At 50.8% G+C, this 25297-nt stretch carries 19 protein-coding genes, 3 tRNA genes, 3 rRNA genes and 1 pseudogene; 18 read left to right on the forward strand and 8 right to left on the reverse strand.

All coding sequences use genetic code 11. The features are described 5' to 3' along the window. Positions 1 to 2: 2 nt before the first annotated feature. From rbsA to rbsR, 5 genes are all read left to right on the forward strand, one after another. Positions 3 to 1508, forward strand: a complete 1506-nt coding sequence (rbsA, locus tag SK34_RS11700) for a ribose ABC transporter ATP-binding protein RbsA (protein ID WP_003023764.1) — start codon at positions 3 to 5, stop codon at positions 1506 to 1508. Positions 1509 to 1513: 5 nt separating this feature from the next. Continuing rightward, positions 1514 to 2479, forward strand: a complete 966-nt coding sequence (rbsC, locus tag SK34_RS11705) for a ribose ABC transporter permease (RefSeq protein WP_003023762.1) — start codon at positions 1514 to 1516, stop codon at positions 2477 to 2479. Between the two features lie 24 nt (positions 2480 to 2503). Beyond that, positions 2504 to 3394 carry a ribose ABC transporter substrate-binding protein RbsB gene (gene rbsB / locus SK34_RS11710; RefSeq protein ID WP_003023760.1) on the forward strand — a complete coding sequence of 297 codons (891 nt, stop codon included), beginning with the start codon at positions 2504 to 2506 and terminating at the stop codon, positions 3392 to 3394. 141 nt (positions 3395 to 3535) lie between these two features. Next, entirely contained in the window at positions 3536 to 4465 is a 930-nt protein-coding gene (gene rbsK, locus SK34_RS11715; protein ID WP_003023758.1) for a ribokinase, read from the forward strand. Positions 4466 to 4468: 3 nt separating this feature from the next. Then, a complete protein-coding gene (rbsR, locus tag SK34_RS11720) occupies positions 4469 to 5461 on the forward strand; it encodes a ribose operon transcriptional repressor RbsR (RefSeq protein ID WP_003023757.1) in 993 nt (330 codons plus the stop codon). On the opposite strand, the gene mdtD is transcribed toward rbsR, so the two are convergent. Then, the gene (gene mdtD, locus SK34_RS11725) at positions 5427 to 6854 is read right to left on the reverse strand and encodes a multidrug transporter subunit MdtD (RefSeq protein ID WP_048233093.1); all 1428 of its coding nucleotides are present in this window, start codon (positions 6852 to 6854) and stop codon (positions 5427 to 5429) included. The genes rbsR and mdtD overlap by 35 nt on opposite strands. Before the next feature lies 1 nt (position 6855). After that, positions 6856 to 7560 carry a FadR/GntR family transcriptional regulator gene (locus SK34_RS11730; RefSeq protein ID WP_003023753.1) on the reverse strand — a complete coding sequence of 235 codons (705 nt, stop codon included), beginning with the start codon at positions 7558 to 7560 and terminating at the stop codon, positions 6856 to 6858. Positions 7561 to 8038: 478 nt separating this feature from the next. Here SK34_RS11730 and SK34_RS11740 point away from each other — a divergent pair. The 6 genes from SK34_RS11740 to dkgB all read left to right on the forward strand — a co-directional run bounded on the left by SK34_RS11740 (position 8039) and on the right by dkgB (position 14181). After that, positions 8039 to 9580, forward strand: a 16S ribosomal RNA gene (locus SK34_RS11740). Positions 9581 to 9665: 85 nt separating this feature from the next. Next, positions 9666 to 9741, forward strand: a tRNA-Glu gene (locus tag SK34_RS11745). 222 nt (positions 9742 to 9963) lie between these two features. Continuing rightward, positions 9964 to 12870, forward strand: a 23S ribosomal RNA gene (locus SK34_RS11750). Between the two features lie 95 nt (positions 12871 to 12965). Further along, a 5S ribosomal RNA gene (gene rrf / locus SK34_RS11755) occupies positions 12966 to 13081 on the forward strand. Together the 16S, 23S and 5S rRNA genes with 2 tRNA genes alongside form the textbook arrangement of a ribosomal RNA operon. Before the next feature lie 55 nt (positions 13082 to 13136). After that, a tRNA-Asp gene (locus tag SK34_RS11760) sits at positions 13137 to 13213 on the forward strand. Positions 13214 to 13377: 164 nt separating this feature from the next. Then, complete coding sequence (gene dkgB / locus SK34_RS11765; protein WP_016149586.1) at positions 13378 to 14181, forward strand: 2,5-didehydrogluconate reductase DkgB; 804 nt, start codon at positions 13378 to 13380, stop codon at positions 14179 to 14181. 27 nt (positions 14182 to 14208) lie between these two features. On the opposite strand, the gene yafC is transcribed toward dkgB, so the two are convergent. Beyond that, the gene (yafC, locus tag SK34_RS11770; RefSeq protein WP_048233095.1) at positions 14209 to 15117 is read right to left on the reverse strand and encodes a DNA-binding transcriptional regulator YafC; all 909 of its coding nucleotides are present in this window, start codon (positions 15115 to 15117) and stop codon (positions 14209 to 14211) included. 104 nt (positions 15118 to 15221) lie between these two features. Between yafC and SK34_RS11775 the strand changes: the two genes are divergently transcribed. The 3 genes from SK34_RS11775 (at position 15222) to SK34_RS11785 (ending at position 18176) form a co-directional block, all read left to right on the forward strand. Beyond that, positions 15222 to 16397: an MFS transporter gene (locus SK34_RS11775; RefSeq protein ID WP_048233808.1), complete on the forward strand. Its 1176-nt coding sequence runs from the start codon at positions 15222 to 15224 to the stop codon at positions 16395 to 16397. Between the two features lie 131 nt (positions 16398 to 16528). After that, the gene (locus tag SK34_RS11780) at positions 16529 to 17329 is read left to right on the forward strand and encodes an endonuclease/exonuclease/phosphatase family protein (RefSeq protein WP_003031427.1); all 801 of its coding nucleotides are present in this window, start codon (positions 16529 to 16531) and stop codon (positions 17327 to 17329) included. Between the two features lie 76 nt (positions 17330 to 17405). Continuing rightward, complete coding sequence (locus SK34_RS11785) at positions 17406 to 18176, forward strand: class I SAM-dependent methyltransferase (RefSeq protein ID WP_048233096.1); 771 nt, start codon at positions 17406 to 17408, stop codon at positions 18174 to 18176. 49 nt (positions 18177 to 18225) lie between these two features. Here the strand turns inward: SK34_RS11785 and mltD are convergent, their stop codons facing one another. Further along, complete coding sequence (gene mltD / locus SK34_RS11790) at positions 18226 to 19584, reverse strand: murein transglycosylase D (protein ID WP_003031421.1); 1359 nt, start codon at positions 19582 to 19584, stop codon at positions 18226 to 18228. A gap of 71 nt (positions 19585 to 19655) precedes the next feature. Continuing rightward, complete coding sequence (gene gloB, locus SK34_RS11795; protein WP_048233097.1) at positions 19656 to 20411, reverse strand: hydroxyacylglutathione hydrolase; 756 nt, start codon at positions 20409 to 20411, stop codon at positions 19656 to 19658. Positions 20412 to 20444: 33 nt separating this feature from the next. Here gloB and SK34_RS11800 point away from each other — a divergent pair, with 33 nt between their 5' ends. Continuing rightward, positions 20445 to 21167 carry a class I SAM-dependent methyltransferase gene (locus tag SK34_RS11800; protein WP_003031413.1) on the forward strand — a complete coding sequence of 241 codons (723 nt, stop codon included), beginning with the start codon at positions 20445 to 20447 and terminating at the stop codon, positions 21165 to 21167. Here SK34_RS11800 and rnhA read toward each other — a convergent pair. After that, positions 21164 to 21742 (reverse strand): annotated as a pseudogene (gene rnhA / locus SK34_RS11805) (ribonuclease HI). The gene SK34_RS11800 and the pseudogene rnhA overlap by 4 nt on opposite strands. Here rnhA and dnaQ point away from each other — a divergent pair. Together dnaQ and SK34_RS11815 are read left to right on the forward strand one after the other, a co-directional pair. Then, positions 21696 to 22424: a DNA polymerase III subunit epsilon gene (gene dnaQ / locus SK34_RS11810; RefSeq protein ID WP_003031410.1), complete on the forward strand. Its 729-nt coding sequence runs from the start codon at positions 21696 to 21698 to the stop codon at positions 22422 to 22424. The pseudogene rnhA and the gene dnaQ overlap by 47 nt on opposite strands. A 134-nt stretch (positions 22425 to 22558) precedes the next feature. Continuing rightward, a tRNA-Asp gene (locus SK34_RS11815) sits at positions 22559 to 22635 on the forward strand. A gap of 156 nt (positions 22636 to 22791) precedes the next feature. Here SK34_RS11815 and SK34_RS11820 read toward each other — a convergent pair. Both SK34_RS11820 and SK34_RS11825 read right to left on the reverse strand, forming a co-directional pair. Further along, on the reverse strand, positions 22792 to 23310 hold the full coding sequence (locus tag SK34_RS11820) for a hypothetical protein (protein ID WP_003838893.1): 519 nt from the start codon (positions 23308 to 23310) through the stop codon (positions 22792 to 22794). Position 23311: 1 nt separating this feature from the next. Further along, the gene (locus tag SK34_RS11825) at positions 23312 to 24100 is read right to left on the reverse strand and encodes a winged helix-turn-helix domain-containing protein (protein ID WP_032948574.1); all 789 of its coding nucleotides are present in this window, start codon (positions 24098 to 24100) and stop codon (positions 23312 to 23314) included. 645 nt (positions 24101 to 24745) lie between these two features. Here SK34_RS11825 and SK34_RS11830 point away from each other — a divergent pair. After that, positions 24746 to 25294, forward strand: a complete 549-nt coding sequence (locus SK34_RS11830; protein WP_044714304.1) for a fimbrial protein — start codon at positions 24746 to 24748, stop codon at positions 25292 to 25294. Positions 25295 to 25297 lie beyond the last annotated feature (3 nt).

A 25297-nucleotide genomic window follows, 5' to 3' on the forward strand; every position in this document is an offset into this window, starting at 1 on the left:
TCATGAACGCATTACTGCAACTCAAAGGGATCGATAAAGCGTTCCCGGGCGTAAAAGCGCTATCCGGCGCCGCGCTGAATGTCTACCCAGGCCGCGTAATGGCGCTGGTGGGCGAAAACGGCGCGGGTAAATCCACCATGATGAAGGTGCTGACCGGAATCTACACCCGTGATGCCGGTTCCTTATTGTGGCTGGGGAAAGAGACCACCTTTAACGGCCCGAAATCCTCCCAGGAAGCCGGAATCGGTATCATCCACCAGGAGCTGAACCTGATCCCGCAACTCACTATCGCTGAAAACATTTTTCTCGGTCGTGAGTTTGTGAATCGCTTTGGCAAAATTGACTGGAAGAAGATGTACGCCGAAGCCGATCTGCTGCTCGCCAAACTCAATCTGCGCTTTAAAAGCGACAGGCTGGTCGGTGAGCTGTCGATTGGCGATCAGCAGATGGTCGAAATTGCTAAAGTGCTGAGCTTTGAATCGAAGGTCATCATTATGGATGAACCGACGGATGCCCTCACCGACACCGAAACCGAATCCCTGTTCCGCGTCATTCGCGAACTGAAATCCCAGGGACGCGGCATTGTCTATATTTCTCACCGCATGAAAGAGATCTTCGAGATTTGCGACGACGTAACCGTCTTCCGCGATGGGCAGTTTATTGCCGAGCGTGAAGTCGCATCGCTTACCGAAGACTCGCTGATTGAAATGATGGTGGGACGTAAGCTGGAAGATCAGTACCCGCGCCTGGAAAAAGCGCCGGGTGATATTCGCCTGAAGGTCGATAATCTGTGCGGTCCTGGCGTAAACGATGTGTCATTCACGCTGCGTAAAGGCGAGATCCTTGGCGTATCGGGGCTGATGGGGGCCGGACGTACCGAGCTGATGAAAGTGTTGTACGGCGCATTGCCACGCACCAGCGGCTACGTCACGCTTGATGGCCATGAAGTGGTTACCCGTTCGCCGCAGGATGGACTGGCTAACGGCATCGTCTATATTTCTGAAGACCGTAAACGCGATGGTTTAGTGCTCGGCATGTCGGTGAAAGAGAATATGTCACTGACCGCGCTGCGTTATTTCAGCCGTGCAGGCGGAAGCCTTAAACATAAAGATGAGCAGCAGGCGGTGGGTGATTTTATTCGCCTGTTCAATGTTAAAACGCCATCGATGGAACAGGCTATCGGCCTTCTTTCCGGCGGTAACCAGCAGAAAGTGGCGATTGCGCGCGGTCTGATGACCCGGCCAAAAGTGCTGATCCTTGATGAACCAACGCGCGGCGTTGACGTTGGGGCGAAAAAAGAAATCTATCAGCTTATCAACCAGTTTAAGGCTGATGGGCTGAGTATCATTCTGGTCTCTTCTGAGATGCCAGAAGTATTGGGCATGAGCGATCGAATTATCGTTATGCATGAAGGGCATCTCGGCGGTGAATTCACTCGCGAGCAGGCCACTCAGGAAGTATTAATGGCTGCCGCTGTGGGCAAGCTTAATCGCGTGAATCAGGAGTAAAAAAGATGACTACCCAGGCTGTTTCTGGTCGCCGTTATTTCACTAAAGCATGGCTTCTGGAGCAAAAGTCGCTCATCGCTCTGTTAGTGCTGATCGCGATTGTTTCCACCATGAGCCCTAACTTTTTTACCGTTAATAACCTGTTCAACATTCTTCAGCAAACGTCGGTGAACGCCATCATGGCGGTTGGCATGACGCTGGTTATCCTGACGTCGGGTATCGATCTGTCCGTCGGTTCCTTGCTGGCGCTGACCGGTGCGGTTGCGGCTTCGATTGTAGGGATTGAAGTCAATGCGCTGGTGGCTGTTGCTGCGGCCCTGGCGCTCGGCGCTGCCATTGGCGCGGTAACCGGGGTGATTGTCGCGAAAGGTCGCGTGCAGGCGTTTATCGCGACTCTGGTTATGATGCTGCTGCTGCGCGGTGTGACCATGGTCTACACCAACGGCAGTCCGGTAAACACCGGGTTTACTGACAATGCCGATCTGTTTGGCTGGTTCGGGATTGGTCGTCCGTTAGGCGTCCCTACGCCGGTGTGGATCATGGGGATTGTCTTCCTCGCGGCGTGGTACATGCTGCACCACACGCGTCTGGGGCGTTATATCTATGCGCTGGGCGGTAACGAAGCGGCAACGCGTCTGTCCGGTATCAGCGTCAGTAAAATCAAAATTATCGTTTACTCACTGTGCGGTCTGCTGGCATCGCTGGCGGGCATCATTGAAGTTGCGCGCCTTTCCTCTGCGCAACCGACGGCAGGTACTGGCTATGAGTTGGATGCTATCGCTGCGGTGGTATTAGGCGGTACTAGCCTGGCGGGTGGTAAAGGACGAATTGTTGGGACGCTGATCGGCGCATTGATTCTTGGTTTCCTCAATAATGGGTTGAATTTGTTAGGTGTATCCTCCTATTACCAGATGATCGTCAAAGCGGTGGTGATTTTGCTGGCGGTACTGGTAGACAACAAAAAGCAGTAACAACGATTACAGGACATCTTAAATATGAACATGAAAAAACTGGCTACCCTGGTTTCTGCTGTTGCGCTAAGCGCCACCGTGAGCGCGAATGCGATGGCTAAAGATACTATTGCGCTGGTGGTCTCCACCCTCAATAACCCGTTCTTTGTTTCTCTGAAGGATGGGGCGCAAAAAGAGGCGGATAAGCTGGGTTATAACCTGGTGATTCTGGACTCGCAGAACAACCCGGCGAAAGAGCTGGCTAACGTTCAGGACTTAACGGTTCGTGGAACTAAAATTCTGCTGATCAACCCAACCGACTCTGATGCCGTTGGTAATGCTGTGAAGATGGCTAACCAGGCAAAAATTCCGGTTATTACCCTTGACCGTGTTGCCTCCAAAGGCGAAGTGGTAAGCCACATTGCGTCTGATAACGTGTTGGGCGGCAAAATTGCGGGTGATTACATCGCGAAGAAAGCAGGTGAAGGCGCGAAAGTTATCGAACTGCAGGGGATTGCCGGAACTTCAGCGGCGCGTGAGCGTGGCGAAGGTTTCCAGCAGGCCGTTGCGGCACACAAATTTAACGTACTGGCCAGCCAGCCGGCAGACTTCGACCGCACTAAAGGTCTGAACGTCATGCAGAACCTGCTGACCGCGCATCCTGATGTGCAGGCCGTATTTGCTCAGAACGATGAAATGGCGCTGGGTGCGCTGCGCGCACTGCAAACCGCGGGTAAATCTGATGTGATGGTGGTTGGATTTGACGGCACTCCAGATGGCGAAAAAGCAGTAAATGATGGCAAACTGGCTGCGACCATTGCTCAGTTGCCGGATCAGATCGGCGCGAAAGGCGTTGAGACTGCGGATAAAGTCCTGAAAGGCGAGAAGGTTCAGGCTAAATATCCGGTTGACCTGAAGCTGGTCATCAAGCAGTAATACCGATTCAGGTCGCTCGCGGCCTGATGGAGACATAAATACGCCATCCCCGTATCTGGTTTTGGGGATGAAAGCGTAAAAAGAAAAGCAGGGCACGCGCCACCCTAACCCGGTGGCGCACTTTGACTTGGAACACCAAATATGAAAACCGCAGGCAACCTCGTTGTTCTTGGCAGTATCAATGCCGATCACATCCTTAACCTTAACTCTTTCCCGACACCTGGTGAAACCGTAACCGGTAGTCATTATCAGGTCGCATTTGGCGGTAAAGGCGCGAATCAGGCTGTTGCTGCGGGTCGTAGTGGCGCGAATATCGCATTCATTGCCTGTACGGGCGATGATGATATTGGCGAAAGTGTGCGTAAACAGTTAGCCAAAGACAACATTGATATTGCGCCGATTAGCGTAATTTCGGGGGAATCGACCGGTGTTGCGTTGATTTTTGTGAATGGTGAAGGTGAGAACGTTATCGGCATTCATGCTGGAGCTAACGCAGCGCTTTCGCCAGCGCTGGTGGAAGCACAGCATGAGCGTATTGCGCAGGCGTCCGCTTTACTGATGCAGCTAGAGTCGCCGATCGAAAGTGTTCTGGCTGCGGCAAAGATTGCACATCAAAATAAGACCATGGTCGCCCTAAACCCGGCTCCGGCGCGTGAACTTTCTGACGAGCTGTTGGCGCTGGTAGATATTATTACCCCGAATGAAACCGAGGCTGAAAAGCTGACGGGGATCCGGGTTGAAAATGATGAAGACGCGGCCAAAGCGGCGCAGGCATTGCATGCTAAAGGAATCCATACTGTACTGATTACCTTAGGGAGTCGCGGTGTGTGGGCCAGCGTGAATGGCGAAGGTCAGCGAGTACCCGGTTTTAAAGTGGAAGCCGTTGATACTATTGCCGCCGGAGACACCTTTAATGGCGCGTTAATTACAGCGTTACTGGAAGAGACTCCACTGCCTGAAGCGATCCGTTTTGCGCATGCCGCTGCGGCGATTGCGGTTACCCGTAAAGGCGCACAGCCTTCCGTTCCGTGGCGCGAAGAAATAGAAGCGTTTTTAAGTCAACAGAGGTAACGCTTGGCTACAATGAAGGACGTCGCCCGCCTGGCGGGTGTTTCCACGTCGACGGTTTCTCACGTCATTAATAAAGATCGCTTTGTCAGTGAGTCTGTCACTGACAAAGTAGAAGCTGCGATTAAAGCGCTTAACTACGCTCCCTCCGCGCTGGCGCGTAGCCTCAAGTTAAACCAGACCCGCACAATTGGCATGTTAATCACTGCCAGTACCAATCCCTTCTATTCTGAGCTGGTGCGCGGCGTTGAACGTAGCTGTTTTGAGCGCGGCTACAGCCTGGTACTGTGCAATACCGAAGGCGATGAACAGCGCATGAACCGTAATCTGGAAACGCTAATGCAAAAACGCGTGGATGGCTTGCTGCTGCTCTGCACGGAAACACATCAGCCTTCCAGAGAGATAATGCAGCGTTATCCTTCTATACCGACCGTGATGATGGACTGGTCGCCCTTTGATGGTGAAAGCGATCTGATTCAGGATAACTCCCTGCTGGGCGGGGATTTAGCCACGCAACATCTTATCGAAAAAGGTTTTACGCGCATTGCCTGCATCACCGGGCCGCTGGATAAAACCCCGGCGCGTTTGCGTCTGGAAGGATATCGGGCGGCAATGAAGCGGGCGGGCTTGCCTGTCCCGGAAGGCTACGAGATTACCGGTGACTTTGAGTTTGGTGGCGGCTTTGAAGCTATGCAAACGTTGCTGTCGCATAAACAGCGACCGCAGGCCGTTTTTACCGGCAATGATGCAATGGCGGTTGGCGCGTATCAGGCTCTGTACCAGTCGGGATTGCGCATTCCGCAGGATATGGCGGTGGTGGGTTATGATGATATCGAGCTGGCGCGCTATATGACGCCTCCGCTGACGACCATACATCAACCAAAAGATGAATTGGGCGAACTGGCCATCGATGTATTAATCCATCGGATGGCCCAGCCCGCATTACAACAACAGCGTTTGCAGCTTACTCCTGTTTTGATGGAGCGGGGGTCGGTTTAGGTTTGTGCCGATCTTTGATCAGGTTACGTCCATCTTTGGCTTTTAGCAGCATGAACATCAGCGCGGATATTACCGTGATAGCGCCCATCGTCATAAAGGTGTAGTGGAACTGTTCGACCGTATTGGTTCCTTCCATACCTTCATAGATACGCAGAACGGCGGCGCTGATGGCAACCCCTAAACTGATTGATAACTGCTGAGTAACGGCCAATACGCTGTTGCCGCTGCTGGCGTTTTCATCGGTCAGATCCGCCAGAGTGATAGTATTCATTGAGGTAAACTGGGTGGACATCGCCATACCTAAAATGAACAGCGGCAGGATCAGCATCCAGACCGGCATGGCAGGAGATTGCAAAGCGAACTGCGCAATCATCAGGCCGATAAAAACCGTAACACCCACCAATGTGGTCCTGTAGCCGAGTTTGCGCAGAACCTGCGTCACCATGGATTTTGCCAGAATTGAACCCAACGCCGTTGGCGCCATCATACAACCGGCTATCAGAGCCGGATATCCAAAGCCTACCTGCAACATCAGCGGCATTAAGAAGGGCACGCAGCCTGTGCCCAGGCGAGTGGCGAGGTTGCCGGCGATCCCAACAGAAAAGGTTCGAGTCTTAAATATCGGAAGAGATATTAGTGGCGTTGGGTGACGACGAGCATGGCGAATATAGGCGAGTAGTAACAACACACTGACAAGAATAATACCGAGTGCGACCCAGGTAGCGACAAGCTTCTCGCCGAACAATTCAACGCCGCTGGAAAACAACACCAGGCTCAAACCAAACAGAAAGAAACCGGTCATATCAAAACCGCGGCGTGGGGTGGTGAAGTTCGGCATATATTTGCGAGCGTAGAAGATACCGGCAATGCCAATTGGAATATTAATCAGGAAGATCCAGTGCCAACTGGCCCATGTAACCAGTACACCGCCCAATACCGGACCTAAAATCGGCCCCACAAGTCCAGGCATGGTGACGAAGTTAAGCACGGGAAGCAGTTCACTACGAGGGTAGGCACGCAATAACGCCAGACGGGCAACGGGCATCATCATGGCGCCACCGATCCCCTGAATGACACGGAAAATCACCAGCTCGCTTAGGGAGTTGGACAGCGCACAGGCCAGCGATCCCAACGTAAACAGGCTAACAGCAATCATAAAGACGCGTCGGGTACCAAATCGGTCTGCCAACCAACCACTTACCGGGATCAGCATCGCGACCGTCAGGGTATAGCTGATAATGGCCGACTGCATGGCGAGCGGAGAGCGGTTAAGACTATGTGCTATTGCGGGTAGGGCGGTATTGAGGATAGTGGCGTCTAGTGCCTGCATAAAAAAGGCCATGGCTGCTATCCACGGTAGCCCGGCCATACTACGTGATTTCTTTTCTGACATATTATTTATCCGGTAGCACGTTCGGTGCTATCAGCAATGCCTGACAAGCAGCAAAGGCGCGATCGCCATCGTTATCATCTATTGCATCGACAATGGCCTGGTGCAAATCCAGTTTCACCACATCGTTATAGGTAATAGAGGTAAAGTAGGTCTGGTAAACCGAATGGAACAGAGATGCAAAGGAAATAAGGAACGGATTCGCACTCATTTCATAGATGTGTTCATGCCAGGCGATATCAACCTCAATCCAGCGTTCGCGTCTGAAGTTTCTTTTCAGCTCGACCATCTCTTCCATCAGCGTGTTGAGGTGCGCTTTCTGTTCAGCCGTACCAATGGTCGCCGCCAGTAAACACGCCTGAGGCTCCAGGCTGATACGCATCACCAGAAAATGTTTAATGACCTGTGGGAAATTATCTTCCGTCATCCACCAGGTGAGCAGCTCCTGGTCGAGGAAGTTCCAGTTTGCTTGCGGCATGACGCGTGTGCCGATACGTGGGCGTGGTAATACCATACCTTTTGCCGTTAACGTTTTTACCGCCTCTCTTACCGCGGTGCGACTCACACCAAACTGATCGCCCAGCTCTATTTCGCCAGGCAATATAGCGCCCGGCGCGTATTCACCTTTTAATATTCGCTGAGCCAGCTTTTCGGCCAGAACGTAGGACAAGTTTTTCTGTGCGGCTAGCTGTTGGGCATTTAACGGCATGAATGTTCTTCCTTACTCTTTTTCTTATTCATTAGTATGCCACCTGGAAGTGTGATTGCGGCTGCAAAAACGGCAATTTGCTTATTTTATGGCATGTTAATGGTTGTTTTGGTGAAAAAACACGCACTCAGAAAGTTATTTTAAATTTCCCCTTGTCAGCCTGAAATAACTCCCTATAATGCGCCTCCACTGACACGGAACAACGGATTATAAGCCGCCGGGTCAGCGGGGTTCCACTGAGAACTCCGGCGAAGAAAGCGAAATTAAATGCTTGACTTCGCAGCGGGATGGCGTAATATGCACACCCCGCGCCGCTGAGAAAAAGCGAAGCGGCACTGCTCTTTAACAATTTATCAGACAATCTGTGTGGGCACTCGAAGATACGGATTCTTAACGTCGCAAGACGAAAAATGAATACCAAGTCTCTGAGTGAACATACGTAATTCATTACGAAGTTTAATTCACGAGCATCAAACTTAAATTGAAGAGTTTGATCATGGCTCAGATTGAACGCTGGCGGCAGGCCTAACACATGCAAGTCGAACGGTAGCACAGAGGAGCTTGCTCCTTGGGTGACGAGTGGCGGACGGGTGAGTAATGTCTGGGAAACTGCCCGATGGAGGGGGATAACTACTGGAAACGGTAGCTAATACCGCATAACGTCGCAAGACCAAAGAGGGGGACCTTCGGGCCTCTTGCCATCGGATGTGCCCAGATGGGATTAGCTAGTAGGTGGGGTAACGGCTCACCTAGGCGACGATCCCTAGCTGGTCTGAGAGGATGACCAGCCACACTGGAACTGAGACACGGTCCAGACTCCTACGGGAGGCAGCAGTGGGGAATATTGCACAATGGGCGCAAGCCTGATGCAGCCATGCCGCGTGTATGAAGAAGGCCTTCGGGTTGTAAAGTACTTTCAGCGAGGAGGAAGGCGTTGTGGTTAATAACCGCAACGATTGACGTTACTCGCAGAAGAAGCACCGGCTAACTCCGTGCCAGCAGCCGCGGTAATACGGAGGGTGCAAGCGTTAATCGGAATTACTGGGCGTAAAGCGCACGCAGGCGGTCTGTCAAGTCGGATGTGAAATCCCCGGGCTCAACCTGGGAACTGCATCCGAAACTGGCAGGCTAGAGTCTTGTAGAGGGGGGTAGAATTCCAGGTGTAGCGGTGAAATGCGTAGAGATCTGGAGGAATACCGGTGGCGAAGGCGGCCCCCTGGACAAAGACTGACGCTCAGGTGCGAAAGCGTGGGGAGCAAACAGGATTAGATACCCTGGTAGTCCACGCCGTAAACGATGTCGACTTGGAGGTTGTGCCCTTGAGGCGTGGCTTCCGGAGCTAACGCGTTAAGTCGACCGCCTGGGGAGTACGGCCGCAAGGTTAAAACTCAAATGAATTGACGGGGGCCCGCACAAGCGGTGGAGCATGTGGTTTAATTCGATGCAACGCGAAGAACCTTACCTACTCTTGACATCCAGAGAACTTAGCAGAGATGCTTTGGTGCCTTCGGGAACTCTGAGACAGGTGCTGCATGGCTGTCGTCAGCTCGTGTTGTGAAATGTTGGGTTAAGTCCCGCAACGAGCGCAACCCTTATCCTTTGTTGCCAGCGGTCCGGCCGGGAACTCAAAGGAGACTGCCAGTGATAAACTGGAGGAAGGTGGGGATGACGTCAAGTCATCATGGCCCTTACGAGTAGGGCTACACACGTGCTACAATGGCATATACAAAGAGAAGCGACCTCGCGAGAGCAAGCGGACCTCATAAAGTATGTCGTAGTCCGGATTGGAGTCTGCAACTCGACTCCATGAAGTCGGAATCGCTAGTAATCGTGGATCAGAATGCCACGGTGAATACGTTCCCGGGCCTTGTACACACCGCCCGTCACACCATGGGAGTGGGTTGCAAAAGAAGTAGGTAGCTTAACCTTCGGGAGGGCGCTTACCACTTTGTGATTCATGACTGGGGTGAAGTCGTAACAAGGTAACCGTAGGGGAACCTGCGGTTGGATCACCTCCTTACCTTAAAGAACCTGCCTTTGAAGTGCTCACACAGATTGTCTGATGAAAAGTAAATAGCAAGGCGTCTTGCGATTGAGACTTCAGTGTCCCCTTCGTCTAGAGGCCCAGGACACCGCCCTTTCACGGCGGTAACAGGGGTTCGAATCCCCTAGGGGACGCCACTTGCTGGTATGTGTGAGTGAAAGTCGCCGACCTCAATATCTCAAAACTTACCTTCGGGTGACGTTTGAGATATTTGCTCTTTAAAAATCTGGATCAAGCTGAAAATTGAAACGACACACTGTGTCTGTTCTCCGTAAATAAGAACAGATAAGCGGTGTGTTCGAGTCTCTCAAATTTTTGCAAGTCGATGATGAATCGAAAGAAACATCTTCGGGTTGTGAGGTTAAGCGACTAAGCGTACACGGTGGATGCCCTGGCAGTCAGAGGCGATGAAGGACGTGCTAATCTGCGATAAGCGTCGGTAAGGTGATATGAACCGTTATAACCGGCGATTTCCGAATGGGGAAACCCAGTGTGTTTCGACACACTATCATTACGTGAATACATAGCGTAATGAAGCGAACCGGGGGAACTGAAACATCTAAGTACCCCGAGGAAAAGAAATCAACCGAGATTCCCCCAGTAGCGGCGAGCGAACGGGGAGCAGCCCAGAGTCTGAATCAGCTTGTGTGTTAGTGGAACGGTCTGGAAAGTCCGACGGTACAGGGTGATAGTCCCGTACACCAAAATGCACAGGTTGTGAACTCGAAGAGTAGGGCGGGACACGTGGTATCCTGTCTGAATATGGGGGGACCATCCTCCAAGGCTAAATACTCCTGACTGACCGATAGTGAACCAGTACCGTGAGGGAAAGGCGAAAAGAACCCCGGCGAGGGGAGTGAAAAAGAACCTGAAACCGTGTACGTACAAGCAGTGGGAGCCTCTTTGTTGGGTGACTGCGTACCTTTTGTATAATGGGTCAGCGACTTATATTCTGTAGCAAGGTTAACCGTATAGGGGAGCCGAAGGGAAACCGAGTCTTAACTGGGCGTTAAGTTGCAGGGTATAGACCCGAAACCCGGTGATCTAGCCATGGGCAGGTTGAAGGTTGGGTAACACTAACTGGAGGACCGAACCGACTAATGTTGAAAAATTAGCGGATGACTTGTGGCTGGGGGTGAAAGGCCAATCAAACCGGGAGATAGCTGGTTCTCCCCGAAAGCTATTTAGGTAGCGCCTCGTGAATTCATCTTCGGGGGTAGAGCACTGTTTCGGCTAGGGGGTCATCCCGACTTACCAACCCGATGCAAACTGCGAATACCGAAGAATGTTATCACGGGAGACACACGGCGGGTGCTAACGTCCGTCGTGAAGAGGGAAACAACCCAGACCGCCAGCTAAGGTCCCAAAGTCATGGTTAAGTGGGAAACGATGTGGGAAGGCACAGACAGCCAGGATGTTGGCTTAGAAGCAGCCATCATTTAAAGAAAGCGTAATAGCTCACTGGTCGAGTCGGCCTGCGCGGAAGATGTAACGGGGCTAAACCATGCACCGAAGCTGCGGCAGCGACACTATGTGTTGTTGGGTAGGGGAGCGTTCTGTAAGCCGTTGAAGGTGTGCTGTGAGGCATGCTGGAGGTATCAGAAGTGCGAATGCTGACATAAGTAACGATAATGCGGGTGAAAACCCCGCACGCCGGAAGACCAAGGGTTCCTGTCCAACGTTAATCGGGGCAGGGTGAGTCGACCCCTAAGGCGAGGCCGAAAGGCGTAGTCGATGGGAAACAGGTTAATATTCCTGTACTTGGTGTTACTGCGAAGGGGGGACGGAGAAGGCTATGTTAGCCGGGCGACGGTTGTCCCGGTTTAAGCATGTAGGCGGAGGTTCCAGGTAAATCCGGTACCTTTTTAACGCTGAGGTGTGATGACGAGGCACTACGGTGCTGAAGTAACAAATGCCCTGCTTCCAGGAAAAGCCTCTAAGCATCAGGTAACACGAAATCGTACCCCAAACCGACACAGGTGGTCAGGTAGAGAATACCAAGGCGCTTGAGAGAACTCGGGTGAAGGAACTAGGCAAAATGGTGCCGTAACTTCGGGAGAAGGCACGCTGATATGTAGGTGAAGTGATTTACTCATGGAGCTGAAATCAGTCGAAGATACCAGCTGGCTGCAACTGTTTATTAAAAACACAGCACTGTGCAAACACGAAAGTGGACGTATACGGTGTGACGCCTGCCCGGTGCCGGAAGGTTAATTGATGGGGTTATCCGTAAGGAGAAGCTCTTGATCGAAGCCCCGGTAAACGGCGGCCGTAACTATAACGGTCCTAAGGTAGCGAAATTCCTTGTCGGGTAAGTTCCGACCTGCACGAATGGCGTAATGATGGCCAGGCTGTCTCCACCCGAGACTCAGTGAAATTGAACTCGCTGTGAAGATGCAGTGTACCCGCGGCAAGACGGAAAGACCCCGTGAACCTTTACTATAGCTTGACACTGAACACTGGTCCTTGATGTGTAGGATAGGTGGGAGGCTTTGAAGTGTGGACGCCAGTCTGCATGGAGCCATCCTTGAAATACCACCCTTTAATGGCTGGTGTTCTAACGTGGACCCGTTACCCGGGTTGCGGACAGTGTCTGGTGGGTAGTTTGACTGGGGCGGTCTCCTCCTAAAGAGTAACGGAGGAGCACGAAGGTTAGCTAATCCTGGTCGGACATCAGGAGGTTAGTGCAAAGGCATAAGCTAGCTTGACTGCGAGAGTGACGGCTCGAGCAGGTGCGAAAGCAGGTCTTAGTGATCCGGTGGTTCTGAATGGAAGGGCCATCGCTCAACGGATAAAAGGTACTCCGGGGATAACAGGCTGATACCGCCCAAGAGTTCATATCGACGGCGGTGTTTGGCACCTCGATGTCGGCTCATCACATCCTGGGGCTGAAGTAGGTCCCAAGGGTATGGCTGTTCGCCATTTAAAGTGGTACGCGAGCTGGGTTTAGAACGTCGTGAGACAGTTCGGTCCCTATCTGCCGTGGGCGCTGGAGAATTGAGGGGGGCTGCTCCTAGTACGAGAGGACCGGAGTGGACGCATCACTGGTGTTCGGGTTGTCATGCCAATGGCATTGCCCGGTAGCTAAATGCGGAAGAGATAAGTGCTGAAAGCATCTAAGCACGAAACTTGCCCCGAGATGAGTTCTCCCTGAGACTTTAAGTCTCCTGAAGGAACGTTGAAGACGACGACGTTGATAGGTCGGGTGTGTAAGTGTAGCGATACATTGAGCTAACCGATACTAATGAACCGTGAGGCTTAACCTTACAACGCCGAAGATGTTTTGGCGAAAGACAGACATCATATTCAGCTTGATACAGATTACATCAGAACGCATAAAGTGGTCTGATAACAGAATTTGCCTGGCGGCTGTAGCGCGGTGGTCCCACCTGACCCCATGCCGAACTCAGAAGTGAAACGCCGTAGCGCCGATGGTAGTGTGGGGTCTCCCCATGCGAGAGTAGGGAACTGCCAGGCATCAAATTGCAGTAAACCGGGATGAAGAATCCGGGTAGTGACAAAGAAATTCGGTGGAGCGGTAGTTCAGTTGGTTAGAATACCTGCCTGTCACGCAGGGGGTCGCGGGTTCGAGTCCCGTCCGTTCCGCCACTTATTAAGAGCCCTGAGCATTAGCTCAGGGCTTTTTCTTTGCCTGCAGTTTGATTATTGCTACATCCGCAAAAATCCTCTGCATTTATCACTCTTTTTCTATAAAGAGCTGGAAGTCATAATCCTCTTAGTTGATGAACATAGTGATTAAAAAGAGGAATTCTATGGCTATCCCTGCATTCGGTTTGGGTACTTTCCGCCTGAAAGACGACGTGGTTATCGCTTCTGTTAAAACGGCGCTTGAACTAGGCTACCGTGCTGTCGACACTGCGCAAATCTATGATAATGAAGCGGCTGTTGGTCAGGCGATTGCCGAAACCGGCGTACCGCGTAACGAACTGTACATCACCACCAAGATCTGGATTGAAAATCTCAGCAAAGAAAAACTGATCCCAAGTCTGAAAGAAAGCCTGAAGAAACTGCGTACAGATTATGTTGATTTGGTGCTGATCCACTGGCCATCTCCAGGAGATGCTGTATCTGTTGAGGAATTCATGCTGGCGCTGCTCGAAGCAAAACAGCAGGGACTGACTCGTGAAATTGGTATCTCAAACTTCACCATTGCGCTGATGGAAAAAGCCATTGCCGCAGTAGGCGCAGACAATATTGCGACCAACCAGATTGAGCTTTCTCCGTATCTTCAGAGCCGTAAGGTGGTTGACTGGGCGAAAGCACACGGTATCCACATCACCTCTTACATGACACTGGCTTACGGTAACGCGCTGAAAGATGAAGTGATTGCGCACATTGCCGCTAAACATAATGCGACTCCGGCGCAGGTTATTCTGGCATGGGCAATGGGGGAAGGTTACTCCGTAATTCCTTCTTCTACCAAACGTGAAAACCTGGCAAGCAACCTGCTGGCGCTGGAACTGCATCTGGATGCCGAAGATAAAAAAATGATCGCGGCACTGGACTGCAACGATCGTCTGGTCAGCCCGGAAGGTCTGGCTCCTGCCTGGGATTAATTGCCCGAGCCTGTGTATCCCTTACCCCTATTTTACAGCTCCTTCGGGAGCTGTTCTTATATATTCACTTAAAAAGTCTATAAATGCACGAATACGTGTACTGACCGCACGATCGCTGTAGTAAACGGCGCTGAAAGGCATTTTTACCGGCAGACGTTTATCGGCCAGCAGTTCCACTAGCTCTCCCTGCGCGATCTCTTTATCTATCATATAATCTGAAAGACAGGCGATGCCGTTGCCGTTCAGGCAAAGCTGTTTTAGCGTTTCCCCACTGTTGGAAGAAATTCCACACTCGACCTCATGCAGCTGTCCGTCGCTACAGGCAATTGGCCAGGTATTGAGCGAAACCGGTTCGGAAAACCCCAGACACAGATGCTGTTTTAACTCCTCGACGGTCTCTGGTCTACCAAAACGGGCAATGTACTCCGGTGAGGCAATAATCTTGCGATAGCTGGTAAATAACGGACGCGCACGTAGACTCGAGTCAGTCAGTGTACCCGCTCGTATAGCAACATCCACTTTTCGTTCAATAAGATTGATGAATGTTTCCGAGGAGACGAGAGACAACGTCATCTCGGGATACCGCTCCCGGAACGGTTTGATTAGCGGCATCAGGAAATGCAACATCACCGGTGTTGCTGCGTCGATGCGCAGCAGGCCGCGCGGAGTATTACGCGACTCCATGATTTCCGTTTCTGCTGCAGCCATCTCTTGCAGTATCTGCTGCACCCGCCTGAAGTAGCGCTCTCCTTCCTCAGTGAGACTTAGCTGTCGGGTCGTTCGATTAAGCAAACTGACGCCCAGTTTCATCTCCAGCTTTTTTACTGCCCGACTGACCGCGGAATTGGCTTGTCCAAGCTGTTCTGCCGCCCGGCTAAAGCTGCCGCTTTCGACTACCGCTACAAAAATCGCAAGTTCTTCAGAGGTTGCTTTCATTTTTGCACCTGACGCAAAATTATATTGAGATTTTGAATATTTTTGTCATTAAAACATCCAGGCATACTGCGTGTCATCTGATTACTGATGTTACGGAGTTATTTATGCCTCTCGCTTTATTTGCACTAACAATTAGTGCCTTCGCTATAGGCACTACTGAGTTTGTGATTGTTGGTCTGGTGCCGACCATCGCTAAACAACTGGCGATCTCGTTACCTTCCGCCGGGATGCTGGTTTCCATCTATGCGCTGGGTGTGGCGATTGGCGCACCGGTACTGACCGCTTTGACCGGACGCCTGCCACGTAAGCAGTTACTGGTTGCGCTGATGGTTCTGTTTACGGCGGGGAATTTGCTGGCATGGCAGGCTCCCGGGTATATGACACTCATTGTCGCTCGTCTGCTGACTGGGCTGGCACACGGTGTATTCTTCTCGATTGGTTCTACCATCGCGACAAGTCTGGTGCCGAAAGAGAAAGCGGCCTCCGCCATCGCCATTATGTTTGGTGGCTTAACGGTGGCGCTGGTAACCGGCGTGCCGCTGGGAACGTTTATTGGTCAACACTTTGGCTGGCGCGAGACTTTCCTTGCGGTATCAATGTTAGGCGTGATTGCACTGATCAGTAGCCAGCTGTTGATCCCCGCCAACATTCCCGGTCGTGCAGCCGCCAGCATTCGCGACCAGGTGAAAGTGCTGACTCATCCCCGTCTGTTGTTGATTTATGCCGTTACGGCACTGGGCTACGGCGGTGTATTCACGGCATTCACCTTCCTGGCACCGATGATGCAGGATCTGGCGGGATTCTCTCCGGCAGCAGTAAGCTGGATCTTACTGGGTTACGGTGTTTCAGTGGCTATCGGTAATATCTGGGGTGGTAAGCTGGCGGATAAGCATGGTGCCGTTCCTGCGCTGAAATTCATTTTCGCCGCACTGTTTGTTCTGCTGATGGTTTTCCAACTGACGGCTTCTACACAGTATGCCGCGCTGGCTACCATCCTGGTAATGGGGATCTTTGCCTTTGGTAACGTACCGGGGTTGCAGGTCTATGTGGTACAGAAAGCGGAACAATTTACGCCTAATGCTGTAGATGTGGCGTCAGGGTTGAACATTGCGGCGTTTAACATTGGCATTGCACTGGGTTCAGTGATTGGTGGACAAACGGTCGAGCATTATGGTCTGGCGCAGACGCCGTGGATTGGCGCACTTATTGTCCTGGTTGCTTTCCTGCTGATGGGACTCAGCGGTCGTCTTGATAAGCCCGCGCGCGTTGCTTTGGGGTAAATCATTGATGTAAGCGCCCACTTACAAAACAAACTGCAATTGTTCGTTGAAAGTGAGTGCTAAAATCCCTATAACAGAAGAACCAGTCCGGCTGCGGACTGGTTGACGTTACAGAGGTTTGAAAGTCTAAAGTGCGAAAAAACACCTATGCCATGCGTTATGTTGCCGGACAACCCGCCGAGCGGATTTTACCGCCGGGGTCGTTTGCGCATATTGGCCAGGCATTACCCGCAGGCGTTCCGTTAAGCAGTGAAGATCGCATTCGCGTGCTGGTATGGAATATTTTTAAACAGCAGCGCGCAGAATGGCAGTCGGTGCTGAAGAATTTTGGCAAAGATGCGCATCTGGTGTTATTGCAGGAAGCACAAACCACGCCAGAACTGGTGCAGTTTGCGACCGCTAACTATCTTGCTGCCGATCAGGTTCCGGCCTTTGTGCTGCCTCAGCATCCCTCTGGCGTCATGACGCTCTCTGCTGCTCATCCTGTTTACTGCTGTCCATTGCGCGAGCGTGAGCCTATTTTACGGCTGGCGAAATCGGCGCTGGTGACGGTGTACCCGTTGCCTGACACTCGGCTGTTAATGGTGGTGAATATCCACGCGGTTAACTTTAGCCTTGGCGTTGATGTCTATAGTAAGCAGTTACTTCCCATTGGCGATCAGATTGCTCATCACAGCGGTCCGGTGATCATGGCTGGCGATTTTAATGCCTGGAGCCGTCGACGGATGAATGCGCTGTACCGTTTTGCGCGTGAAATGTCGCTGCGCCAGGTTCGCTTTACTGACGATCAGCGCCGCCGTGCGTTTGGTCGCCCTCTTGATTTTGTGTTCTATCGCGGTCTGAACGTGAGTGAAGCCTCTGTGCTGGTCACCCGTGCATCCGATCACAACCCGCTACTCGTTGAATTCAGTCCCGGCAAACCTGAACAATAACGGTGTGTCAGGTCTGCCATAGGGCAGGCCTGTGATGGTTGCCCTTCATATTTCATAACAACCGAAGGACAACACAATGACAACACGCTCTCACCATGACAACGTCGAAAAACAGTTTGGCTCTCAGGCTAATGCCTATTTAACCAGTACGGTGCACGCCTCTGGCCGTGACTTGCAACGTCTGGGGGAAAGGTTGTCGGCATTTCCGCAGGCTCGCGTATTGGATATGGGATGCGGAGCAGGGCACGCTAGCTTTGTGGCCGCGCAACAGGTAAAGCAGGTCGTGGCTTATGATTTATCGTCGCAGATGCTTGAAGTGGTTGCTAAGGCGGCAAAAGACCGAGGTCTGGAAAATATCGCCACACGGCAGGGGTATGCTGAGAGCCTGCCATTTGAAGATAACGTATTTGATGTGGTGATTAGCCGCTATTCCGCGCATCACTGGCATGATGTCGGGCGCGCGCTGCGGGAAGTGAACCGCGTTCTGAAGCCCGGGGGTGTACTGATTGTGATGGATGTGATGTCGCCTGGCCACCCAGTACGTGATATCTGGTTGCAAACCGTGGAGGCATTACGCGATACCTCACACGTACGCAACTATTCCAGCGGAGAGTGGTTGTCGTTAATCAATGACGCCAATCTGATTGCCGATACCTTGTTAACCGATCGCCTGGCGCTGGAATTCAGTTCGTGGGTGGCGCGGATGCGTACGCCTGCAGCGTTGAGCGACGCGATTCGTGCCTACCAACAAAGTGCTTCTGCACAAGTGAAAGACTACTTTGCGTTACAGGAAGATGGCTCGTTTACCAGCGACACGATAATGGTTGAGGCACATAAAGCGGGATAAATGAAAAAGGCACTGGGGGGAAACCAGTGCCTTCATTTCTACAATGCTATCAGGAGTCCGGCATGTCGTTGTTTTTCACAAACAACGTTAGCTGATCGCCTGGCTGTAGATTATTCGTATCGCTGTTCCAGCGCATCACATCCTTGATGTTAACCCCGTGGCGTTTGGCAATACTCGAGAGCGAGTCGCCTTTACGCACACGATAGGTGATGCTATCGCTGTTGTTCGCCAGTCGCTGTGCGCTGCTGCCAGCGCCCACCGTCAGATTCTGGCCTACTTTCAGCGACGACCCGCGCAGATTATTCCACTGCTTAAGGTCATTGATGCTCACGCCAAGACGTGAAGCAACGCCAGAAAGCGTATCGCCAGAGCGAACTTTGTAGCTACGGCTGTTCAGCGGCGTGTTATCCGCGACCAGCGTTGACTGCACGGCTGCAATTTCGCCTGAAGCCAGAGACTCACGCAGCTTCTCTGCATGCTTCTTTGGCACCATCACATATTGCGGGCCGCTGGCACCCAACGTGGAACCTTTCACGCCTGCATTGAAGGTCTTCAGCTTGCTAACGGAAATACCCGCCATATCGGCAACCTGAGCCATCTCAACCGGGCTACTCAGGCGAACACGTGCCAACGCGCGGCTTTCGTCTGTTGTTGGCAGACGTACGCCATAGCGTTTGCTGTTTTTGAGTATATCGCTCAATGCCAGCATTTTGGGCACGTATAGCTTCGTTTCCTGAGGCAATGGCAACGACCAGAAGTCAGTGGGTTTACCACGAGCTTTGTTCGTTTTGATTGCCTTCATGACACGACCTTCACCGCTATTATAAGCAGCAACGGTCAGCAGCCAGTCGCCATCAAACATCTTGTTCAGACGCTGCATCATGTCCAGCGCGGCGGTGGTGGAAGCCACAACGTCGCGACGTGCATCATAACTGCGGGTCTGTTTTAAACCATAATTGCGCCCCGTGCTCGGAATGATCTGCCAAATACCTGCGGCATTGGCGCCAGACGTTGCGTGAGGATCAAAAGCGCTCTCCACTATGGGTAGTAGTACCAGTTCCATAGGCATGTTACGTTTCTTAACCTGCCCGGCTATCCAGTACATATACGGCTCTGCCCGTAAAGTTACATCGTGGAGATAGCTCTTATTGCGTAAATACTTCTGTTTCTGTTCGCGAATCCGGCTGTTTTCCGGAATTCCCATCTTTAGCTCGTCACCAATGAAAGCCCACAAATCTTGATCAGCGGCGATAGATGTTCCGTCGTCCATCCATCGCGCCTGACTTGTAAACTTTCCTGCTTCCCCTTGACCAGCTGCAGAAAGGCTCTGTGCGTGTTGTTGGACGTTACCAGTATTCTGGCACCCAACAAGCAGGACAGAGGCGAGTAATATCGCTTTTGCCTTCATGTGTGTGTCAATAGTTGCTTAAAAGACGACCGATCATAACGGCGAAGTTTTCAAAAGGCAACCCGGAATTGTCAGAACGTATCTTTCTTTGACCTTAACCAGGCAAAACGCTCTTCAGGTTGTTGCAATATTGTTTCTTTGTTAATTTCATTAATTAAATCAACATCTTCCGCTCTCAAAAAAAGATTAATTCGTCGCTCATTTTTCAGAATTACGGGTAGTGTCATTTGTTTTTTTACGCGTAACTCATTAACTTTACGATAATATTCATTTATGAACGAATCGTGCGGCAGAATGCTTAAAGCAAACTTCATATTTGCTAATGTGTATTCATGTGCGCAACAAATCAATGTGTCGTCAGGAAGTGAGTTTAGTTTTTTAAGTGATTGATACATTTGGGATGGGGTGCCTTCAAAAAGCCGACCGCAACCGCCAGAAAAGAGCGTGTCGCCACAAAACAGATAAGGCTGACTAAAGTAACAGATATGTCCTAAAGTGTGACCCGGAGTGGCAATTACCGTAAATTCATGCCCCAAAACGAGTGCAATATCGCCATCTTCGACTATATGCGTCGTTCCCTTATCTTGCGTTTCAGCTGGTCCGTATACCACTATGTGTGGGAAATGTTGCAGTAGCTCTTTCACTCCGCCCACGTGATCCTGATGATGATGGGTTAGCAGAATGGCTTCAGGCACCCAGTTATGCTCTGCAATGGCTTTCAGAACAGGAGCCGCTTCACCCGGGTCCACAATCAGACAATGCTGGTCATTATTTGACAAGACCCAGATGTAATTGTCCTGAAATGCAGGAATACTGTTAAGATTCATATATTACCTCTCAATGCGTAACGGAAGGTTGTGATGAAACCGGCAAGGATCCCTCAAACTGTCGTAGCGCCCGTTAGCTGGGATGATCTGCCCTGGGGCGAACACTATCGTGAGGCGCTGGAGTATCAGCTTAACCCGTGGTTCGCAAAAATGTACGGTTTTCATCTGCTTAAGGTTGGTAATTTAAGCGCAGAAATCGATTCCGAAGCGTGCGCGGTTTCTCATCAGGTAAATGTTTCTTTGCAGGGTTCTCCCATGCAGGTGACGGCCGATCCTTTGCATCTTCCCTTTGCCGATAAGTCCGTGGATGTCTGTTTATTGGCCCATACGTTACCGTGGTGTTCCGATCCGCATCGCCTACTGCGTGAAGCCGATCGCGTGTTGATTGATGACGGTTGGTTGATTTTGAGCGGCTTTAACCCGGTAAGCCTGATGGGTTTGCGTAAACTGGTGCCCGTATTGCGTAAGACATCGCCCTATAACAGTCGGATGTTTACCCTCATGCGTCAATTGGACTGGCTATCATTACTGAATTTTGAAGTGCTGCACTATAGTCGTTTTCATGTTCTGCCCTGGAATAAGAAGGGCGGGAAAATGTTAAGCACCCATATCCCCGCGCTGGGCTGTTTACAGCTGGTGGTTGCGCGCAAGCGAACCATTCCGCTTACGCTCAACCCGATGAAACAAAATAAAAGCAAAACGCCTATCCGTCATGCCGTTGGCGCGACCCGGCAATACCGTAAACCGGACGCTTAAGCCTCAGTCTGATACCCAATATCATCCTGAGTCGGGCTCATGGCCGCGGTGCGCGCAAGCTCATCGCAGCGTTCGTTTTCCGGATGGCCCGCATGGCCTTTAACCCATTCCCATTTGATTTGATGAGGGCCTAAAGCGGCATCGAGACGCTTCCACAGATCGACGTTCTTCACTGGTTTTTTATCTGCTGTTTTCCAGCCACGCTTCTTCCAGTTGTGGATCCACTGCGTAATGCCCTGGCGCACATACTGGCTGTCCGTGCTGAGTATCACTTCACACTGTTCTTTCAGGGCTTCCAGCGCAACGATTGCTGCCATCAGCTCCATGCGATTATTAGTTGTAAGGTTGTAGCCTTCGCTAAAGGTTTTTTCGCGCCCGCGATAGCGTAAAATCGCCCCATAACCACCCGGTCCTGGATTTCCCAGGCAAGAACCATCGGTGAAAATTTCTACCTGTTTAAGCATCTCTGGTAGACTTCCTGTTTTAGCAAATCGAAATCAAACGATAAGTCTGACATAAATGACCGTTATGAGCACTGGAATTACACGACAGATCGTCCTCGATACCGAAACCACCGGTATGAACCAGATTGGCGCCCACTATGAAGGCCACAAGATCATTGAGATCGGTGCGGTTGAAGTGGTGAACCGCCGCCTGACCGGCAATAACTTCCATGTTTACCTGAAGCCGGATCGGCTGGTGGACCCGGAAGCGTTCGGCGTACACGGAATCGCAGACGAATTCCTGCTTGATAAACCCACGTTTGCTGATGTAGCCGACGAATTTCTCGACTACATTCGCGGCGCGGAGCTGGTCATCCATAACGCATCGTTCGATATCGGTTTTATGGATTACGAGTTCGCGAAGCTCAAGCGGGATATTCCGAAGACGAACGAATTCTGCAAAATAACCGATAGCCTGGCGCTGGCGAGGAAAATGTTTCCTGGCAAGCGAAACAGCCTTGATGCGTTGTGCTCGCGCTATGAGATAGACAACAGTAAACGAACCCTGCACGGCGCATTGCTTGATGCCCAGATTCTGGCCGACGTTTATCTGATGATGACCGGCGGGCAGACCACGATGGCGTTTTCAATGGAAGGCGACAGCCAGCAGAGGAATGACACAGGGATCCAGCGTATTGTGCGCCAGTCCAGCAAACTACGTGTTGTTTTCGCCACTGATGAAGAGTTAGCGGCCCATGAGTCACGCCTTGACCTGGTGCAGAAGAAAGGCGGAAGTTGCCTCTGGCGGGCATAGTTTGTACATTTACGGTATGAAAATGGCCATTCGGGTGATTTTTGCAGCAAACGATTAAAAAACGTGAGAAAAGGCGTTGACGAGGTGCGAGGCAATCCGTAATATTCGCTTCGTTCCCAAGCGGAACACAACGCGGAGTGGTAGTTCAGTTGGTTAGAATACCTGCCTGTCACGCAGGGGGTCGCGGGTTCGAGTCCCGTCCATTCCGCCACTATTCAGAAAGCCTGAATCAGAAATGATTCAGGCTTTCGTCGTTTTAACCCACCAAAAATAATAATCTCATTCTCACGTTCTATCGACCGCGCCCGTGCTTTCGGGTGGGCAACACATCAGGTCATCCTTAACCCGACGCATATCCAGAAGGCGATTAACTCGCGAAGTGATTCATCACGCAGGCGAAGCGGGGTGAAAAGTTATCGCCAATAAGAACCGTTTCCTCATTCAGGTGCTTTAGCATATACAGCTTGTCGGCACGTTCGTAAGCGTCAAAGAAAAGATAATCTATAGCATCCGTTGCTTCATCATCCGGGGATTTTTCGCGTCCGTCGGGGGTGAGCATAAAAACGCCGGCGGTATGGCCGAGTGGTCGGGCATAGCGAAAGAACAGTTTTCGGTTAACAGCAAACTCGCCATCATCACTTTTGAGTTTCCCTTGTACTGACAATGAGAGGTGTCCAGAGTTGTAGCTGGTGATCAGCATTATTCCGTGGAGTTCCTTTTTGGTGTTTTGGATGTCGAGTATCGACGTGAATTCCGAGGAACAGGAAAAACTGATTTCTTGTTTTTTCGCATTCCCGGCGATAATAAAAAAAGCGATAGTCGCCAGCCCAAAAATGGCAATCACGACTGACCATAGTAAAGGAGAGTGATCGCTTTCCTGCTTCATATCATTCCTCATGATGGCGATACTGGCTGATGCAATGGTAATAGCCGAGGTTTAGCCCACATTCAGCTGCAAACGACCACTCAACCAGATTATGGTTGCTCGCCCAGGTATTGAGATACAGATCTTTTGGATACGAACAGTTAGGGTTAATACCCACGGACTTGAAAATATCCAGCGCTTTTTTTTCGGTAATGGTGTCGGTGAGGGCGTTTCCTAATATATGCACTCGGCATTGCTCGTAGTCGATAGTCCGCAGGATCGCCGCGTCCGTCATAGCGATTTTATTGGGTATCCATGTTAACCACGCTGTCGCCAGCACGGCGATGCCGGTAATTAACGTTGTTATCATGACAGGCCACAGGTTTCGTTTCTTTTTCCTGGGCATCAATGCAACATTGGCTATTCTGGTGGGTGCTTGTGCTTCCTCCAGTTGCTGAATATTGATACTGGCGTCGCCCATCCGAAATCCTATTCGCGGAATGGTGACGATCAGTTCTGCAGGATGGCCCGTAGACGTTATTGCTTTGCGCAGAAATGAAATGTGCTGATTGAGATTAGCATCCGTCGCTCTGGCGCCATTATGCTGGAAAACATTCTGCAGAATTTCATCGCGCGAGGATATCTCTTTACCATTTTGCAACAGATAGAGCAGTAATTGTGTTGCCACATTATTCAATGTGGCCATTTCACCAGACGCCAGGTCTTTTAGGGTATTTTTATGTGGTCTGAAAACTAAGCCATCACCAATAATTACGGATTTGATTTTGTTTATTGGTATATGAGAAATCACTGATGTCTCCTTTAAAGCAGGATATCTCGCATTCGAGTGGGGGAAGCAATAGCATAACATAATTCATTTATAAAAAATGATTGTACCATAGAACTCTTTATTAATATTTATATAACAATCTTTTAATATATCTAATAGAATCCTCCTATGTCCTTCCTCTCTTTCACTATCTTATTGTCATTACTCGCTTTTGATACCTAATTTCATTTTTACAAAACTTTCATAAATACATTTTGCCTGTTCTTCTGGCTAAATAAAAAAATATTTGATAGATAAAAACTCTATAAAAACCATAAATAATAGCAATTAACACTGGGTGTGGTATGTTTTTTGGCTGTTTTTTAGGTAAACGATCGCTCGACAGACTGTGTTACAACACGATTCCCTGAGTTTGATTAATACCGGATTTTTGCATTGTGTCATTTTTTCGTCGACTTAATATAAGTCCCGAAACAGCGTAAACACCTGTGGACGGTATTTCGGATGGAATACCAATGAAGTTCAAAATACGGGGTGGCTTGAGATGGATTGTTTGCAAGGATATGCACTACCGCCACCTGCAGATCAGGATTTCCCTTGCATTGATTGTCTGCGGAAATAGATCGTCGGAATAACCAAAAAAAAGATATAAGGTTAAGTAGTAATATGAAAATGAAAAACGTGGCTGTGGCCTGTGCGCTGATGGCGGGAATGACTTTTACTGCATCTTCTGCTTATGCTGCAAAAAATGTTGAACCGACTAACGGTAAAATTCACTTCACTGGTTCTCTGGTTAATTCCGCATGCGGTCTGGCCCCAGAATCCAGCCCGGTGCAGGTAAATTTTGGTGAAATCCCAACCTCTCAGTTAAAAGACAACCAACGTGCAGGCGTTAAGCATGCCAAAATCGTGCTGCAGGGCTGTGATACGACCGTCGCGAAAACGGCTACTGTGACCTATACCCCGGCAACAATTGATTCAGATAACAACGCGCTGGCCGCGTTCACCTCGGGTACTGCAAAGGGTGCGGGCATCGGTATGGTTGACAGCGGCAACCAGGACGTGGAATGGGGCAAAGCGGCCTCTCAGGTCAACATTACCGATGGCGAAACCGACATTGATTTCGTCGCTTACCTGCAGGCAAACAACGCATCTGCAGCGGTAACTCCGGGTGATTTCGAATCTACCGTTAATTTCCAGATCGACTACCAGTAACGA

Source organism: Citrobacter sp. MGH104 (assembly GCF_001034485.1).
Taxonomy (GTDB): Bacteria; Pseudomonadota; Gammaproteobacteria; order Enterobacterales; family Enterobacteriaceae; genus Citrobacter; species Citrobacter freundii.